Below are 16,617 nucleotides of genomic sequence, written 5' to 3'. Positions count from 1 at the left end.
GTCAGTGCTCCTTGACCAGCTCTGCGTACGCGCCCTGCGCGGCCAGCAGTTCTTCGTGGCGGCCGCGTTCGACGACCGCGCCGTGGTCCAGGACCACGATCTCGTCGCTGTCGCGCACCGTGCTCAGCCGGTGGGCGATCACCACACAGGCGCAGCCGCGCCGGCGGAGGTTGTCCATGATGATCCGCTCGGTCTCCGCGTCGAGGGCGCTGGTCACCTCGTCGAGCACCAGGATGCTGGGGCGGCGCACCAGGGCCCGGGCGATCTCGAGGCGCTGGCGCTGCCCGCCGGAGAAGTTGCGGCCGTCCTGTTCGACACGGCTGTGGATGCCGTCGGGGCGTTTGGCGATCACGTCGTCGTGGAGCGCCGCGTCACGCAGTGCGGCGACGACGGCCTCGTCCGGTATCGACGGGTCCCACAGGGCCACGTTGTCCCTGACCGTTCCCTCGAACAGGAACACGTCCTGATCGACGAAGGAGACGGACGCGGCGAGCGCACTTCGCGGGATGCCCTCGAGCCGCTGTCCGTCGATACGGATGGTGCCCTGCCACGGGCTGTACAGGCCGGCGATCAGCCGGGAGACGGTGGACTTGCCGCTGCCCGAGCCTCCGACGAGCGCGACCTGCCGACCGGGTCCCACCGCCAGGAAGAATCCACTGAGCAGGGGCTGGTCGAGCGGGCTGTAGCCGAAGGTGATGTCCTCGAGCACCACATGGCCCTTGAGCCTGCGAGTGTCGGCGTCGGGCACCTCGCGCGTGTACATGCTATCGACGGGGAAGCTCTCGACGTCCTTGAGCCGGGCCACGTCCGCTGCGAAGTCCTGGATTCTGCCCGCCACTCCGTTCAACCGGCTGATCGGTGCGGTGAAGCGCGCCACGAGCGACTGGAAGGCGACGAGCAGACCGATGGAGATATGGCCCTCCACCGCCCGCAGGCCGCCGATCCACAGGATCAGTGCGCTGTTGAGCGTCGCGAGGGTGGGGGCGACGACCGCCAGGACGGCGCTGGGGACGCCCAGGCGCTGCTGTACCTCCAAAGTGGTGGCGTGCTGACCGGCCCAGCGGCGGAAGTAGCCGTTCTCACCGCCGGTCGCCTTCATGGTCTCGATCAGCTGGAGCCCGGTGTACGAGGTGTTGGTGAGGCGGGCGCTGTCCGCGCGCAGCTTCTGGGTGTGGGTGGCCCGCAGCCGTACGACGATGCGCATGGCCACCACGTTGAGCAGCGCGATCAGCACACCCACGACGGTCAGTTGGGGGTCGTACGTCCACAGCAGGACGGCGTACAGAATGACCACGACTCCGTCGACGGCGGCCGCGGCGAGGTCGCGTGCCAGCGTCTCGGCGACGGCGTCGTTGGACTGCAGACGCTGGACCAGGTCGGCCGGGCTGCGCTGCGCGAAGAAGGTGACCGGCAGACGCAGCAGATGCCGGAAGAACCGGGCGCTGCTCAGGGTCGAGGAGATGATGCGTCCGCGCAGCAGGTTCGCCTGCTGCAGGCCGGTCAGGACGGCGGTGAGCGCCACCATCGCCGCCAGCGAGGCGAACAGGGGCCCCAGCAGCGAGGTCTGTCCGCCGATCAGGAACATGTCGATGTACGTGCGGCTCAGCGCGGGCACCACGGCGCCGACGGCGACCAACAGCAGGCTGGCGAGCAGCGCGGCGAGCAGCGTGCCGGAGGTGCCGCGCAGCCGGGCCGGTACGGCGCCCAGGACGCCCGGCTTGCGGCCGCCCTTACGGAAGGCGGCGGACGGCTCGAGGACCAGGACGACCCCCGTGAAGCTGGTGTCGAAGTCCTCCATCGGGACGAAGCGGCGGCCCTTGGCGGGGTCGTTGATGTACACGCCGCGGCGGCCGAGCCGGCGTCCCATGCCGTCGTAGACGACATAGTGGTTGAACTCCCAGAACAGGATGGCCGGCGCCTGCACCTCGGCGAGTGCCGCCGACTCCATCTGCATCCCCTTGGCGGTCAGGCCGTAACTGCGCGCCGCTTTGAGGAGGTTGCTGGCGCGGGAGCCGTCGCGGGAGACGCCGCAGGCAATGCGCAGCTCTTCCAGCGGCACATGTCGCCCGTAGTGGCCGAGCACCATCGCCAGCGCCGCGGCGCCGCACTCGACGGCCTCCATCTGCAGCACGGTCGGGGTACGAACCGCCTTCGTCTTCCCGGACTTCGCGCCGCCGCGCGGCTGCGCCGGCCGGGCGCGCCGAGTGCCGTGTGTGGCGCGCCGGCCGCCCGCGGTGCCGGCGGGGCGGTGCCGGCGGCGTCCGGCCGGAGGGAGCTGCCGTTGCCGCGGCACCGCGGAGTCGTCACGTGCGCTCATGGCAGCAGCCAGTCGACGGGACGCTGCGCGGACAGATGGACCGCGCCGGTGGCCAGGGTCATGGACTCGAGTTCGTACGGGGGGCCCTGGGAGGAGGACCAGTCGTAGCCGGACGCGGTGCCGCTGGAGCCGGTCAGCCGGACGAGCACGGTCAGGGGCCGACCGGCCTGCGAGAACTGCTCGCCGAGCTGGCTGCTTCCGAGGAAGGCGGTGATCCGCTGGCGGGTCTGGGCGGTGCGGCCGACCGATGTGACCCGGCCGCGCAGCATCCCGTACTTCTGGGTCGCCACCGACTGGACCGTGAGATCGACGTGTGCGCCCACCGGGACGGTCGATCCGCTGTCGGCCGGTACGTACAGCACCGCCATCAGGGGATCGTCGGGGTTGTCCATGCGCTCGACGGCGGCTACGTCGGCGCCCGTGGTGACCACGGAGCCGATCGCGGCGACGAGCGTGGTCAGCCTGCCTGCCGCGATGGTGCGTACGACGGTGTCGCCCTGCGCGGTACGGACCCTCAGCAGGGGCGCACCGGCCCGCACACGGTCGCCCTCTTCGGCGAGTACGCCGGTTACCTGACCGGCGACCGGGCTCTGCAGGACGTAACTGCCCTGGGCGTGGGCGAGGATGCCGGGTGCGGTGATCGTGGACGACACCGTACCCCTGACGGCCCAAACGGCTGCGGCAATCATCGCGAGGACCGTGACGACCAGCACGAGGCGGCCCTGGGGTCGCGCGAAACGCACCGGCAGATCGATCTCTTCCGGCGATTGCAGCTTGGAGAGGGCCTGTTGGCGGAACTGCACGATGCTCTTCCCTCAACTGCCTGGAAGTTGTTACGAGTACGGCGTGACGTGTGCCCCGGAACCTGGGGCGGCTCCGGGGCACACGGCTCGGACTGCCGGCACGAGGGGCGCCGACGAGCCCGCGAGGTCTTACAGACCGGCGACGAGACCGGTGGCCGGGCCCGTGACGGCGGCGGCGTTGATGCCGGTGGCGCCCTCGACGAGGCCGGTGACGGTGCCGATGGACGCGGACACCGGGGCGATGGTGTCAAGGGCGGCGGTGGCGTTGCCGACCGTGGCGCTGTGGAGACCGCCGGCCACGTTGTCCAGCTCGCTGTCGGAGATCTCCTGGGTGGGGATGAAGCTCATGGGGGTGTTCCCTTCGCATGGATATTTCGAAATGGTCGCGCCCGGCCATGCAGAAAAGGCAGAACCGACCGCTGGCACAGGCGTCGGATTCCCGAAATCGGGGGACCCTCGGGCGACTCCTGCGGTGCGAAGGATCAAAGCACGTAGACGCGTTGGGCAGCCAATCGTGAGCACATGTTCAGCGCCTGTTCCGGCCGGTAAATGTCGCGGCGTGGACATCCGTTCATGGATTGGTGCCATCTTCTTCACGGGATCACCCGACGTGAATGCGTTCAGGACCGGCAGCATCTCCACAGCGAACTGGACATTACCGCCCAGACAGCTGTAGTTGCTGGTCAGTTGGGGTGACACCACTGGGAGGCCGTGTGTTGCCTGCGCCTTTGGTGTGCAGATTCCCTGGAGAGGGGAGATTTTTTGATGACGCGTCACCGCAGTGCGCGATGCGCGTGATTTGCACCGACATTTCGATTCCCCGCGTTCGAACTTGCGGCTCGCGCGGACAGCCCGTACCCGAATACTCGACTGCGGAACGTAGTGGAATATGCGCACACGGTACGAGTGGTTCCGCTTCTTCCGCAGCGCGATCGGCGGAACGGTGGAGCAACATCCTGTTCGATGACGACGGCAGAACTCCGGGGCGGTGCACGGCCCTCGCCGCCCGGTCGTTGAGCCGACCGGGCGGCAAGGACCGACCGCCGCTGCGCACCGGCCACTTCCGACAGCCGTACGGGGGAGGGACAGCCGTACGGGCCCGGGGGTCCGAGCCGACTCAGGTGGTCAGCTCGGACCAGCCGAACGCCGGTCCCGCCGGCCTGCCGGGCGAGCCCGTCTCCTTGCTCTCCACGTCGTGGTAGGCCACCCGCATCATGTCCAGGGAGAGGTTCTTCATCGCCCGGGCGGCCGCCAGTTCGTCGCCGATCTCCGGCACGTCCGCGTCCTGCGGGCTGCAGCGGGCCATGCCGCTGGCGCTGAGCTGGGCCGTCCCCGTGTCCAGGACGGCCCGCGCCGTGGTGGTGCCGTCCTGCTCGGACAGGAACAGGTCGACCTTCCAGTGAATGGTCCGGGTCATCGTCTGCCTCCTCAGCCGTGTCCGGCCGCGCCGCGCCGCGCGCGAGGTCACCCCTCCAGCATTCACCTGCACGCGTCCGCCCGCGAGACGTTGATCGTGTGCCTCACTCCACCGCCTTCGTCACCTCCACCGCCTCCGCGGGGGTCGGTGCCATGACCGAGGCCTGCAGCGCCGCGGCATAGATCTCGTCGGGGTCGAGCCTGCGCAGTTCCTCCGCGATCAGTTCGGCGGTGGTACGCACCTTGAGGGCGAGCACGCGGCTGGGCTGGCCCGGGATGGCGAGCCTGGCCACCGGCCCTTCCGGCCGGTCGATGTGGATCTCGCCCTCGGTGGTGCGCAGCCGGACCGCGGTGATCACGGGCCCGTCCGTGACGACCATCTCCACCGGCACCTTCAGCTTGTCGGCGAACCAGCGGGCCAGCAGCTCGGTGCTCGGGTTCTCGGCCTCGCTCTCCACCACGGCCGAAATCACCTCGGCACGCGCCTGGTCGAGTGCCGCGGCAAGCATCGAACGCCACGGCGTGAGGCGGGTCCAGGACAGATCGGTGTCACCGGGTGTATAGCCCACGGCACGCGTCGCCAGCTCTCTGAGCGGTGACTCGACCGCGTACGCGTCGGTGATCCGCCGCTGGGCGAGGGCACCGAGCGGGTCCTTCGCCGGAACCGGCGGGGCGTCCACCGGCCACCACACCACCACGGGCGCATCCGGGAGCAGCAGCGGCAGCACCACGGAGTCGGCACGCTCGGTGAGCTCACCCCGCAGACGGAGCAGCACGGTTTCACCGGCGCCCGCGTCGCTGCCGACCCGTACCTCCGCGTCCAGGCGGGCTTCGTGGCGGTCGCGCGGCGAGCGCGCGTGCCGCTTGATGACGACGAGGGTGCGCGAGGGGTGCTCGCGGGAGGCGTCGGCCGCGGCCTTGATCGCGTCGTAGGCGTTCTCCTCGTCGGTGACGATGACGAGGGTGAGCACCATGCCCACGGTCGGGGAGCCGATCTCGCGGCGCCCCTGGACCAGCGCCTTGTTGATCTTGCTGGCTGTCGTGTCCGTCAGGTCGATCTTCATGGCCGGCGCCAGCTCCGTCCGTCTCGTGCGAGCATTTCGTCCGCTTCCTTGGGTCCCCAGGTGCCGGCGGGGTACTGCGCCGGCCTGCCGCTGCTCTCCCAGAACTCCTCGATCGGGTCGAGGATCCTCCAGGACTCCTCGACCTCCTCGGTCCGCGGGAAGAGGTTGGCATCCCCCAACAGGACGTCGAGGATGAGCCGTTCGTAGGCCTCCGGACTGGACTCGGTGAAGGACTGACCGTATGCGAAGTCCATGGTCACATCGCGCAGTTCCATCGAGGTGCCCGGCACTTTGGAGCCGAACCGCATGGTCACGCCCTCGTCCGGCTGCACCCGGATGACCAGGGCATTGTGTCCCAGTTCCTCGGTGGCCATCGAGTCGAAGGGCGAGTGCGGGGCGCGCTGGAAGACGACCGCGATCTCGGTGACGCGGCGGCCCAGCCGCTTGCCGGTGCGCAGATAGAACGGGACCCCCGCCCAGCGGCGGTTGTCGATCTCCAGCTTGACCGCGGCGTAGGTGTCGGTCCTCGAGTGGGAGTCGATGCCCTCTTCCTGCAGGTAGCCGACGGCCTTGCCGCCGCCCTGCCAGCCGGCCGTGTACTGCGCCCGCACCGTGAACCGGCCGAGGTCATCCGGCAGCCGGACTGCCTTGAACACCTTGAGCTTCTCGGTCACCAGATTCACGGCGTCGAAGGAGGCCGGCTCCTCCATGGCGGTCAGCGCGAGCAGTTGGAGGAGGTGGTTCTGGATGACGTCGCGGGCGGCGCCGATGCCGTCGTAGTAGCCGGCGCGGCCGCCGATGCCGATGTCCTCGGCCATGGTGATCTGCACATGGTCGACGTACGACCGGTTCCAGATCGGCTCGAAGAGCGTGTTCGCGAAACGGAGCGCCAGGATGTTCTGGACGGTCTCCTTGCCGAGGTAGTGGTCGATACGGAAGACCTCGTCGGGTGCGAAGACCTCGTGCACCACCCGGTTGAGCTCCTCCGCCGAGGCCAGGTCGTGCCCGAACGGCTTCTCGATGACCGCACGGCGCCACGAGCCGCTCGGCGCCTTCGACAGGCTGTGTGCTTTGAGCTGCTGAACGACCGTGGGGAAGAACTTCGGCGGTACGGAGAGATAGAACGCGAAGTTCCCGCCGGTGCCCTGCGCCTTGTCCAGTTCCTCGACGGTGGCCTTCAGCTTCCCGAACGCCTCGTCGTCGGAGAAGTCACCGGGGATGAAGCGCATCCCCTTTGCCAGCTGCAGCCACACCTCCTCCCGGAACGGAGTACGCGCGTGCTCCCTGACAGCGTCATGGACCACCTGGGCGAAGTCCTCGTCCGCCCAGTCGCGGCGCGCGAAGCCGACGAGCGAGAAGCCCGGCGGCAGCAGCCCCCTGCTGGCCAGGTCGTAGACGGCGGGCATCAGCTTCTTGCGCGACAGGTCGCCGGTGACACCGAAGATCACCAACCCGGACGGGCCGGCGATCCGGGGCAGTCGTCGGTCCAGCGGGTCCCGCAGCGGATTCACCCAGCCGCTTTTCTCCGACATGGGGTCAGACCTCCTTGAGCGAACTTGAGCGGACGGCGCTCCAGTGCGTCGGAGACGAGCATCCCATCTCCCACGGATCCTGTACGGGTACCCGGTGCCGCCGCGTCGACCGCTTCCTCCCGCACTGTTCACGGCGAGCCCGCGGTGACGCCCAGCACGCCGCCGTCGGCAGGCTCGGGCGCGGCCTCCGAAACCGCGGGCTCGACCGGCCGAGGCGTGTGTCCCGGATGCGGCGGGGTCGACGCTTGGGCATCCCAGGGGCCGCGCTCGCGGCACTGCCGTGGGCGAACCCGCCAGGACGATCACGTAGACACTGTCTACTCACTCTGGTAGACAGTGTCTATGAGCGAACAGGACATGGGGCTGCGGGCCCGTTTGATCGAGGTCGGTGTCGAGCTGGTGACCAGAGAGGGCTTGCAGTCGCTGACCCTGCGTGAGATCGCCCGCCGGGCCGGGGTCTCGCACGGAGCTCCGCGGCGCTACTTCCCGACCCACCTGGAGCTGCTGTCCGCCATCGCGCGACAGGGCTTCGCCGAACTGACCGTCAAGGCCACCGAGGCAGTCGGTGGCGGCCGCCGGAGCCCCCGCGACCAGCTCATGGCACTCGGACGCGTCTACCTCGACTTCGCGCTGACCAACCGCGGCATGTTCGAGCTGATGTTCCGCCATGATCTGCTGGAGAGTGGCCATCTCGGTCTGCGGGAGACGAGCCTGCCGCTCTTCGGCGTGCTCGTCGACCTTGTCGCCCGAGCACAGTCACGGCCTGACGCGGCGCCACCGGTCGTCGCGGGCGCGCTCTGGGCGAATCTGCACGGCATCGCCCAACTGTGGGGATGGGGCAGTCTCCAGCTCGCCGCGGGCGTCGACGACGTCGAAGCACTGCTCCGTACAGCGCTGGACGCGCACCTGGGGCCGGAGAAGCGATGAGCGCGGTACGCCATCGACGCCTCACGCTCACGGGCAGCATCACCGGGGCCGCGATCGTGGCCCTGGACGGCACGGTGCTGACCGTCGCGCAACCCACCATGCAGAAGGATCTGCACGCCTCCTTCGTGGAGGTCCAGTGGACCAGCACGGGCTATCTCGTCGCCGTCGCGAGCCTGCTCGTCTTCGCCGGCCGCCTCGGCGACCGGTACGGCCATCAACAGGTCTTCACCGTCGGGATTCTGGGCTTCGCGGCCGCTTCCGCGGGAATCGGGCTGGCTCCCGGTGTCGGCTGGGTGATCGGCCTGCGCGTCGCCCAAGGCATCTTCGGCGCACTGCTGCAACCGGCCACCCTGGGGATGCTGCGCGCCACGTACCCGCCCGACCGGCTGGGCATGCCCATCGCACTGCGCGCCGGTGCCATCGGACTGGCGGCCGCCGCGGGCCCGATCGTCGGCGGCGCACTGACCACCCATCTGGGCTGGCGAGCCGTCTTCTTCCTCGGCGTCGCACCCGCGCTCGCCATCGGCGTGTCGGCTCTGGCCATTCGGGTGCCCACGCCCCCGAGGGCCGCCGTCCGGCTCGACCTGACCGGCGCCTGCCTCCTCGCGGTGGCCCTGGCGTGCCTGGTGCACACACTCGTCGGCATACCGGAAGCCGGTTGGACGGCGCCAGTGGCGCTGGGATGCGTCTCGGCCGCCGCCGGGGGTACGTTCCTGTGGCACGAGCGGCGTACCACGTGCCCGCTGGTGCCGCCGGACGTGCTCGGCTCGGCCACCGTCGGCTCGGCGCTCGCCGTCCTGCTGTGCGCATCGGCGTCGCTGTTCGGCGCACTGTTCGTCGGCACCTATTTCTTGCAGGGTGCGCTCGGGATGGACCCGCTCGAAAGCGGTCTGACAGGGCTTCCCCTGGCCGCGGCGATGGTGCTGAGTTCGCCGGCCTCCACCGTGCTGATGCGCCGGCAGGGTGCTCGCCGCACGGCCGTGGGGGCGATGGTGCTCCTCGCTCTCGGCATGCTGGTGCTGTCCCGGGTCGACCAGGCATCGACACCACTGACGATCAGCGGTGGCTTCCTTCTGCTGGGTGTCGGCTTCGGCACGGTGATGGTCACCGCGACAGCCGTGATCGTGCGGCATGCGTCCGTGGAGAGCGCCGGGGTGGCCGGCGGGCTCCAGCAGACCGCGATGAATATCGGGCCGGCCCTCGGCGTCGCCGCGGCGACCATGCTGGTGACCCTCACCCCAACGGGCCCTGCCGGAGGGCCGCACGACCGCGGCCTCCTCGGGACCGCCGCGGGCCTCATCTCGGCGATGGGCTCCACGTTGGTGGTCCTCGCGGCCGTCGCCGGGGGCGGTGCGCTGCTCGCACTCAAGCTGCCCGGGCGTATCGGCGACGCCGAACCGGCAGTCCCCCGGCAGGGCGACCGACGCCTTCCGGGTGAGCCGGACGCGGCATCACACGGGATCACAACCCCCCGCAGCCCCTGAAGCACCCGCATTCCGGCACAGCCTCCCGTGAAGCACAGCAGCCCCCGGTCGAAGCGCCTTTGCGGAGAGCGTATGGAACGCGCGAGAGACGGCATCGGTCATGACACCGTTCGGCCGGAGAGCGGCCTGCCTCGCGAAGGTCGCGGCGTACGGGACGTCAGGTCGTGCGGGGGCGCACCACGCACCGCGCGGGGCCCGCCGCGCGCAGTGTGATGCCTGCGCCCACCGGAACCTCCACATCGACGGCGCTCAGTTCGTACTCCTGCAGGATCATCGCGAGCGCGAGGACCGACTCCAGCATCGAGAAGTGCTGGCCGATGCAGGCGCGCGGTCCGCCGCCGAAGGGGAACCAGGCGTAGCGCGGGCGCTCCTTCTCGCGTTCGGGCGTGAAGCGTTCGGGGTCGAAGCGCTCCGCGTCTTCCCAGTACCGGGGATGCCGGTGGGTCACCCAGGGTGCAACGATCACGTCCGCGCCGGCAGGGATCGTATGGTTTCCGACCTCGGTGGCGGCGACCGCGCGGCGGCCGATGACCGGTCCTGCCGGATACAGCCTCATGGCCTCCTTGAGCACCTTCGTCAGATAGGGCAGCGCGTCGAGGTCGGCGGCTCGGGGTGTGCGTCCGGCCAGTACGCGTACGACTTCGGCTCGGGCCAGTTCCTGCTGTTCGGGGTGGCGGGCCAGCAGGTGCAGCGCGAACGCGAGCGAGGTGGCGGTGGTCTCATGGCCGGCGAGGAGGAAGATCAGCACCTGGTCGCGGATCTCGGTCGCATCGAAGCTGCCGTCCTCCTCGCTCTCGGCCCGCGCGAGGAGGGAGAGGAGGTCCTCGCCGGTCCCGGCCTCCCCGTCGGCCCGGCGCTTGTCGATGATGCTGTCGCACACCGCGTACAGCTCCTCGGTCGCGGCAGCCGCCTTGCGGTTGGCGGGAGTCGGCCACCGGCGGGGGAGGTTGGCGGGCGAGTAGCCGCGCTGCAGTGCGTAGTCGCCGATGATCGGGAAGCAGCGCTCCACCACCTCGACGGCCGACTCCACATCCGTGCCGAAGAGGATGCGGGCGACCGCGCGCAGGGTGAGCGCGGTCACCTCGGAGACGACATCCACGGTGGCGTCCGGCGCCTTGCGCCAGGCGGCCGTCAGCGCCGCGGTCTCGGCGGTGACCGCATCCGCGTAGCCGTCGACCCGGCGGCGGGTGAAGAGCGGCTGAACGAGCCGCCGCTGCCGCACATGGTCCTCGTCCTGGCTGGTCAACAGGCCGTTGCCGAACGACTCCCGGACTTCCTGGTAAAAGGCGTTGTCCTTACGGAAGTTGGCGGACTCGGTGGCCAGGACCTGCTGTGCTCCCTCGGCGGAGAACACCGCGTAGAGCTCGGCCCGCAGCCCGGGCGGTCCTGCCGTGATGCGTACGACATCGCCGTGCTCGCGCTGTGCGTTCAAGAACGTACCGAGCGAGTCCCGTTTGAGATCGAACATCGAACCGAGCAAAGGCAGTCCGGCCGGGCCCGGAACCTGTGTACCGGTGGTGGTCATGAGCTCTCCCCCGCGGGTCGGTGTCGACCGTGTCGACGGTCGTGCTGTGCGTCGCCGTGGTGCGTGGCCCTCGTCGTGATCGTTGCATCCGGGAGTGATTGTGCCCGATGGAAATCCCGTTGGGGATGCCCCTTTGCGCCGCCTCGCACTCGTGACGGCGCAGGCGGGAGCAGACCGCTGAGCCGGCATCCGCTCGACGACGGCCCCGGACGAGGACCTGCTCACCCGGCGGTGCCCCGCCGGTGACAGCTGGGGCACCCCTCTGCACACTGCGCGGCCGCGACGACCTGATGCGATGTCAGCTCGGATCAAGGCTGCCGCGCGGTGGGACCCTGAGCCGGTGCGGTGGTCCTTCGCGGCGTGCAAGCGGACCAGTCCACGATCTGCATCGCCGCACCGGCCGCCTCCAGGCCCCGGCAGTGCGCGTGGTGTCTGCGGGCGATGCCGTCCGTGTCGAGGTGGCATCCGAAAGCGGGGTGGGCGGCCAGCCGTTGGGCGTATGCCCACACCGCCGGATGGGCGGCAACCCGGTTCACCGCCGCAGCGTCCAGGTGCCAGCGGTGGACGGTGTCGAACTGGACGAGGGTGACCCAGACCCCTACATCGGCGGCGGTGAGTTCACCGCCCAGCACATACTCCTGTCCGCTCAGCCGCTGCTCCAGCCCACCCAGCGCGGCAAGGAGGGTGGCCAGGTATGTCTCGTGGGAGGCGCCCCCGATGCCCAGCGTTCCGGCGCGCTGCGCAGCCTCGTTGACGTCCAGCGCGCACAACCGCGCCAGGGCCTCGATCTCCTCCCTTGCCCCTTGCGGATACAGTTCGGGGCCGTTGCCGCCGAATCTCAGGGCCAGGTCGTGCAGGATGTCCGGGGCGTGGCTGCTCACGATCCGCCCGGTCCAGCCGTCACTGAGCACCGGCGCCGACGCCGGCCCCGGGTACTGGTGCGAACTCGCCTCGTACAGCGGGCGCAGCGCTGTGTACCCGCCGCCCGGCGCATCGGGCGCGGCGGGCAGCAGCGTCACCGGGAGGACGTCCGCGAGGCCGAGCAGGCTGTGGGTGACGGCGATCTGCAGACCGCTGGAACAGGACAGCGAAAGATGCAGTTGGTAGCGGCGCGGCACGGCGTAGTGGCCGCTGCGCACATCGCGGCCGATCCTTCCGCGAAAGGCGGGAACGGCGGTCGGGGGCGTGGCGGACATGCGTCTCCCAGGGTGCTCGGTCACGGGCGTACGACGGTGACGGCGCGCGCCGACGAGGGCGACGCGTGCCCGGATGCGAAGGAGGTGCGGAGCGAGAAGGCGCCGAGGAGCGGGGGCGCGGCGCTGCACGGGAGGGCCGACGGGCCGCCCGCGAGGCTCAGTTGGCGGGACTCGCCGCGCTGCAGACGCGCAGCAGATCGATGTGGCGACGGGAGGTCAGAGGGAGCGGCAAGGGGAGGGTGCAGGGCGCGCCCGCCACCGAAAGCCGCATGATGTCCAGTCCGTTCGCTCGGATCGCGTCTCGGAGTCCGTCTCGGAGTCCCGTCCATGAGTGTGGGATCGCGGGCGGGCGGCGTCAAGGCCACCTGCGTCCGGCGCTTGCCTCCCTCGGTGTGGCGAAATCGCGGCGCCGCCCCCGTTGCGCGTACCTGCGACTGCCGTGCGGCGGTGCCGCGTTACGCGTACCCCCAGAGGTGATCCATCGCCCGGGTCAGGGATGCAGGGTCGCTTCGCCGGTGACGCGGATGCCGGTCCGCTCACCGGGGCGTACCGGAATCGGTCCGGCGACACGGATGTCCACGGGGCGCTCGAGTCCGTCGACGTCGACGGTGACCATGGCGTCGTGCCCGTAGAAGCACACGTTGACCACGGTGCCGTGCGCGGCCGCGGAGGCTGCCGCCGTCAGTTCCAGTTGCTCGGGGCGCAGCAGCACCGTGCCTTCGCGTGGCCCGGCCGGACCGCGGCCCGCGGTGGTGGCCAGCGGTACGGGACCCAGCGCCGTGGCGACCGTGCCATTGCCGTCCGCGTCCGTCCCGTCCGTGCCCGGAAGCAGCACGGCGTCGCCCACGAAGCCCGCGACCCACGGGTCGGCGGGGCGCTGGTAGACCTCCTGCGGGCTGCCGCACTGGGCGATCGCACCACCCCGTACGACGGCGACGAGGTCCGCCGTGGACAACGCCTCCTGCTGGTCGTGGGTGACCAGCAGAGCGGTGGCACCGGTGGCGCGCAGGGCCGCTCGGACGTCGGCGCGCACGCCCGAACGCAGCGCGCTGTCCAGGGCATTGAACGGTTCGTCGAGCAGTACGAGTCCCGGCCGGGGGGCCAGCGCCCTGGCGAGGGCGATGCGCTGCTGCTGGCCGCCGGACAGCTCGTGCGGCATCCGGTCGCCGTAGCCGGCCAGGCCGACCAGTTCCAGCATCTCCTCGCTGCGGCCGCGCCGTTCGGCGCGGTCGACGCCGCTGAGGCCGAAAGCCACATTGCGTGCCACGGACAGATGCGGGAACAAGGCACCCTCCTGGGGCACGATGCCGATCCTGCGGCGCTCCGGCGGCAGGTGCACACCGGGTCCGGAAAGGGTGCGCCCGCCGAGCGTGACCGTGCCCGCGTCGGCTTGCAGGAATCCCGCGATGATCCGCAGCAGGGTGGTCTTCCCGCAGCCGGAAGGGCCGAGCACGGCAGCCAGTGCTCCACCGGGAACGGTGAGGTCGAGACCGTCGAGGACGGTCGCTCCAGGGCCGTACGCCTTGGAGACCGACTCGATCCGGAGGTCGGTCATGCGCTGTGCCTTTCTTGTCGGCTCGTGTGCTGCCGGTCGTGTCGGCCGGTGGGCCGGTGGCGGTTCACCTGCTGCGTCCGAGCAGGTAGGAGGGGATGGCGGCGAGGAGGATCAGCGCGGCTGCGTAGGGGGCTGCGGCGGCGTACGAGGCGGTGCCGGTCTCCGTCCACAGCCGGGTGGCCAGGGTGTCCATGCCGGTGGGCCGCAGCAGCAGGGTCGCGGGCAGTTCCTTCATGCAGACCACGAAGGTCAGGGCGGCGCCCGCGGCGACACCGGGCGCGGCCAGCGGCACGGTGACCTCGCGCAGGACGCGCAGCGGTGAGCGGCCGAGCGAGCGGGCGACGTCTTCGAGCACCGGAGGCGCCTGGAGGACAGCTGCCCGTGTCGCCGCCACGGCGACCGGCAGGAACAGGACCGCGTACGCACAGATCAGCAGCGGCGTTTCCTGGTAGATCGGGTTGACATAGCGCACCGCGAGGAACACCAGCGCGAGCGCCACGGTGATACCGGGCAGCGCATGTCCCGCGTACGCGGCCTGTTCGAGCAGTTGGGCGGTCCGGCCACGGTGCCGTGCCGCGATGACGCCGACTGGCAGGGCGAGCAGGCCGGTCAGGGCGGCCCCGGCCGCTGCCACGCCGAGCGTCGTGAGAGCGGTGTCGGTGAGACGGGCGGGGTCCCAGGTGGCGGAGTTGCCCGCGGCGAGCCAGTAGCCGAGCGTGGCGAGCGGGAAGGCGACGGCGGCCGCGGTGACCGCTCCGCACCACACGAGTGCGGGCAGGCGCAGCCGGCCGAGAGCGGCGGGAACGGCGGGCCGGGCCGTGCCGGTTCCGGTCCTGGCGTGTCCGGCCCGGCCGCGGGTACGGGTCTCGGCCGCGACGAGAGCGATGGTCATCAGCACCAGGACGGCGCTGAGTGCGGCGGCCGGGGTCCGGTCGAAACTGGCGCGGTACGAGGTGTAGATGCCGCGGGTGAAGGTGTCGTAGCGCATGAGCGAGACGGCGCCGAAGTCGGAGAGCACGTACAGCGCGACCAGCAGGCCGCCGCCGGCTGCGGCGGGGCGCAACTGAGGGAGGGTGACGCGCACGAAGGTCCGAACAGGGCCGAGCCCGAGCGCCCGTGACACCTCCTCCTGCGCGGGGTCGGTGCCACGCAGGGCGGCGGCAACGGGGAGCAGGACGTAGGGGAAGCTGACCAGGGTCAGGGCCAGCGCCGACCCCGCGAAGCCCGCGAGTGAGGGCGCGACGGACAGCCAGGTGAACGCCGCGACATAGCTGGGCACCGCCAGCGGCAGGGTGACCAGTACCGACCACATACGGGCCCCGGGCAGCGCGCTGCGCACGGTCAGCCAGGCCAGGGAAACGCCCAGCACGAGGCAGCCCGCCACGACGACGGCAGTGAGGGCGAGGCTGCGGGCCAGCAGCAGGGCGGTGCGGTCGTCGGCGACGACGCTCCAGGCGTGGCCGGGGCCCCGCTCCAGGGCGCGCACCCCCAGATAGACGAGGGGTAGTACGGCGAGGACGGCGGCGAGGCAGGCGGGGACGATCAGGACCCAGGAGGGCCTGGTGCCTTTGGGTGTGCGCGGGACTCCGGTGGCGGTGCCACGCACGCGCCGGCCGGTGCCGGGACCGCCCCTGCCGCGCCCGCCGGGGAATCCACGCCGACGCCCGGCGGACGCGGTGGCGTCGGCCGGGCGTGCGGCACGATGTCTCCGGACGCTGGGTTCCGGTGAGCTCACGTCAGACCATTCCGACGTCCTGGAGCATGGCCAGGGTCTGCTTGAGGGAGTCCAGCTTGCCGAGGTCGATCTTGGGTGCCTGGAGCGACTCCAGCGGCGGCAGACCGTCGACCGTGGTCTTCACACCCGCGGCCAGCGGGTATTCCTTGGTCTCGTCGGCGAAGTACTTCTGTGCCTCCTCGGACAGCAGGAAGTCGACTGCCTTCTGGGCGTACGTGCTCTCGCTCTTGCTGCTGCCCTTGAGCTTGCCCACGCCGGCCACGTTGACCAGGGCGCCCGGGTCGCCGCCGGGCAGGAAGTGGACCTTGGCCTTGACCTTGTCCTCGCCCTCCTCGGCGACCTTCTCGTACCAGTAGTAGTGGTTGAGCAGGCCGAGCGAGACCTCACCCTTGTCGACGGCCTCGAGGACCTCGGTGTTCTTCTCGTACGGCTTGGCATTGGCCTTGAGGCCCTTGAGCCAGGTGCGGGTGGCGTCGTCGCCCTCGAGCACGCGCATGCCGGTGACGAACGCCTGGAAGGAGGCGTTGGTCGGGGCGTACGCGATCCTGCCCTTCCATTCCGGCTTGACCAGCTCATGGACGGAGTCGGGAGCCTTGGCCACCTTGTCCGGGTTGTAGGCGATCACGCGGACGCGTCCGCTGACGCCGACCCAGTCACCGGCGCTGCCGCGGTAGGACGGGGCGACCTTCTCCAGGGTCGCCGCGGGCAGCGCGGCGAGGCTGCCCTCCTTCGACAGCGCGCCGAGGGCGCCGGCGTCCTGCGACAGGAACACCCCGGCCTCGGTCTTGTCGCCCTCCTCGAGTATCTGCGCCGCGAGTTCGGCGCTGTCGCCGTACCGCACGTCGATCTTGGTCCCGAGGGAGTCCTCCATCTTCTCGATGAGGGACCCGACCAGACCCTCGTTGCGGCCCGAGTAGATGACGAGCCCGGCGGGCTCGGTGTCGCACGCGGCGACGGCGGGGAGGAGCAGGGCGGCCGCGACAAGCGCGGTGAGACTGCGGGCCAGTGGCCGTCGCATGGTGGTGCCTTCCTTACCGTGCCCGCCGGCGTCGCATCGCGCATC

At 70.6% G+C, this 16,617-nt stretch carries 13 protein-coding genes; 2 read left to right on the top strand and 11 right to left on the bottom strand.

Translation table 11 applies throughout. The features are described from left to right. Nucleotide 1 precedes the first annotated feature (1 nt). The 6 genes from ACFYWI_RS23630 to zwf all read right to left on the bottom strand — a co-directional run bounded on the left by ACFYWI_RS23630 (nt 2) and on the right by zwf (nt 7,132). Nucleotides 2–2,317, bottom strand: a complete 2,316-nt coding sequence (locus tag ACFYWI_RS23630; protein WP_389236009.1) for an NHLP family bacteriocin export ABC transporter peptidase/permease/ATPase subunit — start codon at nt 2,315–2,317, stop codon at nt 2–4. Continuing rightward, nucleotides 2,314–3,120: a DUF2118 domain-containing protein gene (locus tag ACFYWI_RS23625; RefSeq protein ID WP_389236007.1), complete on the bottom strand. Its 807-nt coding sequence runs from the start codon at nt 3,118–3,120 to the stop codon at nt 2,314–2,316. Before ACFYWI_RS23625 ends, ACFYWI_RS23630 begins: the two co-directional genes overlap by 4 nt. A gap of 129 nt (nt 3,121–3,249) precedes the next feature. After that, nucleotides 3,250–3,468, bottom strand: a complete 219-nt coding sequence (locus ACFYWI_RS23620; RefSeq protein WP_389236005.1) for a type A2 lantipeptide — start codon at nt 3,466–3,468, stop codon at nt 3,250–3,252. 769 nt (nt 3,469–4,237) lie between these two features. Next, nucleotides 4,238–4,537 (bottom strand): DUF1876 domain-containing protein, encoded by a 300-nt coding sequence (locus ACFYWI_RS23615; protein WP_389236003.1) that lies wholly within the window; start codon nt 4,535–4,537, stop codon nt 4,238–4,240. 103 nt (nt 4,538–4,640) lie between these two features. Beyond that, nucleotides 4,641–5,600: a glucose-6-phosphate dehydrogenase assembly protein OpcA gene (opcA, locus tag ACFYWI_RS23610; protein WP_389236001.1), complete on the bottom strand. Its 960-nt coding sequence runs from the start codon at nt 5,598–5,600 to the stop codon at nt 4,641–4,643. Next, complete coding sequence (zwf, locus tag ACFYWI_RS23605) at nt 5,597–7,132, bottom strand: glucose-6-phosphate dehydrogenase (RefSeq protein ID WP_389235999.1); 1,536 nt, start codon at nt 7,130–7,132, stop codon at nt 5,597–5,599. The genes opcA and zwf overlap by 4 nt, the downstream gene beginning before the upstream one ends. A gap of 342 nt (nt 7,133–7,474) precedes the next feature. Here zwf and ACFYWI_RS23600 point away from each other — a divergent pair, with 342 nt between their 5' ends. Together ACFYWI_RS23600 and ACFYWI_RS23595 are read left to right on the top strand one after the other, a co-directional pair. Further along, nucleotides 7,475–8,059 carry a TetR/AcrR family transcriptional regulator gene (locus tag ACFYWI_RS23600; protein WP_389235997.1) on the top strand — a complete coding sequence of 195 codons (585 nt, stop codon included), beginning with the start codon at nt 7,475–7,477 and terminating at the stop codon, nt 8,057–8,059. Beyond that, on the top strand, nt 8,056–9,543 hold the full coding sequence (locus ACFYWI_RS23595; protein ID WP_389235994.1) for an MFS transporter: 1,488 nt from the start codon (nt 8,056–8,058) through the stop codon (nt 9,541–9,543). The genes ACFYWI_RS23600 and ACFYWI_RS23595 overlap by 4 nt, the downstream gene beginning before the upstream one ends. 157 nt (nt 9,544–9,700) lie before the next feature. Here the strand turns inward: ACFYWI_RS23595 and ACFYWI_RS23590 are convergent, their stop codons facing one another. From ACFYWI_RS23590 to ACFYWI_RS23570, 5 genes are all read right to left on the bottom strand, one after another. Further along, complete coding sequence (locus tag ACFYWI_RS23590; RefSeq protein WP_389235991.1) at nt 9,701–11,068, bottom strand: cytochrome P450; 1,368 nt, start codon at nt 11,066–11,068, stop codon at nt 9,701–9,703. 308 nt (nt 11,069–11,376) lie between these two features. Then, complete coding sequence (locus ACFYWI_RS23585) at nt 11,377–12,264, bottom strand: glutathione S-transferase C-terminal domain-containing protein (RefSeq protein ID WP_389235988.1); 888 nt, start codon at nt 12,262–12,264, stop codon at nt 11,377–11,379. A 490-nt stretch (nt 12,265–12,754) separates the two neighbouring features. Continuing rightward, nucleotides 12,755–13,819, bottom strand: coding sequence for an ABC transporter ATP-binding protein (locus ACFYWI_RS23580; RefSeq protein ID WP_389235985.1), 1,065 nt, complete (start codon nt 13,817–13,819; stop codon nt 12,755–12,757). Between the two features lie 64 nt (nt 13,820–13,883). After that, nucleotides 13,884–15,425, bottom strand: a complete 1,542-nt coding sequence (locus tag ACFYWI_RS23575) for an ABC transporter permease (protein WP_389235982.1) — start codon at nt 15,423–15,425, stop codon at nt 13,884–13,886. Nucleotides 15,426–15,555: 130 nt separating this feature from the next. Then, a complete protein-coding gene (locus tag ACFYWI_RS23570) occupies nt 15,556–16,572 on the bottom strand; it encodes an iron ABC transporter substrate-binding protein (protein ID WP_389235980.1) in 1,017 nt (338 codons plus the stop codon). Nucleotides 16,573–16,617 lie beyond the last annotated feature (45 nt).

It is taken from the genome of Streptomyces sp. NPDC002889 (genome assembly GCF_042888425.1).
In the GTDB taxonomy this organism is placed as follows: Bacteria; Actinomycetota; Actinomycetes; order Streptomycetales; family Streptomycetaceae; genus Streptomyces.
This window is presented reverse-complemented; position numbering and strand designations above follow the sequence as displayed.

What these genes read in the sequence shown, in the direction of transcription:
- ACFYWI_RS23570 (WP_389235980.1), bottom strand. Translation starts at nt 16,572, where the DNA reads ATGCGACGGCCACTGGCCCGCAGTCTCACCGCGCTTGTCGCGGCCGCC.
- ACFYWI_RS23595 (WP_389235994.1), top strand. Translation starts at nt 8,056, where the DNA reads ATGAGCGCGGTACGCCATCGACGCCTCACGCTCACGGGCAGCATCACC.
- ACFYWI_RS23580 (WP_389235985.1), bottom strand. Translation starts at nt 13,819, where the DNA reads ATGACCGACCTCCGGATCGAGTCGGTCTCCAAGGCGTACGGCCCTGGA.
- ACFYWI_RS23585 (WP_389235988.1), bottom strand. Translation starts at nt 12,264, where the DNA reads ATGTCCGCCACGCCCCCGACCGCCGTTCCCGCCTTTCGCGGAAGGATC.
- ACFYWI_RS23590 (WP_389235991.1), bottom strand. Translation starts at nt 11,068, where the DNA reads ATGACCACCACCGGTACACAGGTTCCGGGCCCGGCCGGACTGCCTTTG.
- ACFYWI_RS23620 (WP_389236005.1), bottom strand. Translation starts at nt 3,468, where the DNA reads ATGAGCTTCATCCCCACCCAGGAGATCTCCGACAGCGAGCTGGACAAC.
- ACFYWI_RS23600 (WP_389235997.1), top strand. Translation starts at nt 7,475, where the DNA reads ATGAGCGAACAGGACATGGGGCTGCGGGCCCGTTTGATCGAGGTCGGT.
- zwf (WP_389235999.1), bottom strand. Translation starts at nt 7,132, where the DNA reads ATGTCGGAGAAAAGCGGCTGGGTGAATCCGCTGCGGGACCCGCTGGAC.
- ACFYWI_RS23615 (WP_389236003.1), bottom strand. Translation starts at nt 4,537, where the DNA reads ATGACCCGGACCATTCACTGGAAGGTCGACCTGTTCCTGTCCGAGCAG.
- opcA (WP_389236001.1), bottom strand. Translation starts at nt 5,600, where the DNA reads ATGAAGATCGACCTGACGGACACGACAGCCAGCAAGATCAACAAGGCG.
- ACFYWI_RS23630 (WP_389236009.1), bottom strand. Translation starts at nt 2,317, where the DNA reads ATGAGCGCACGTGACGACTCCGCGGTGCCGCGGCAACGGCAGCTCCCT.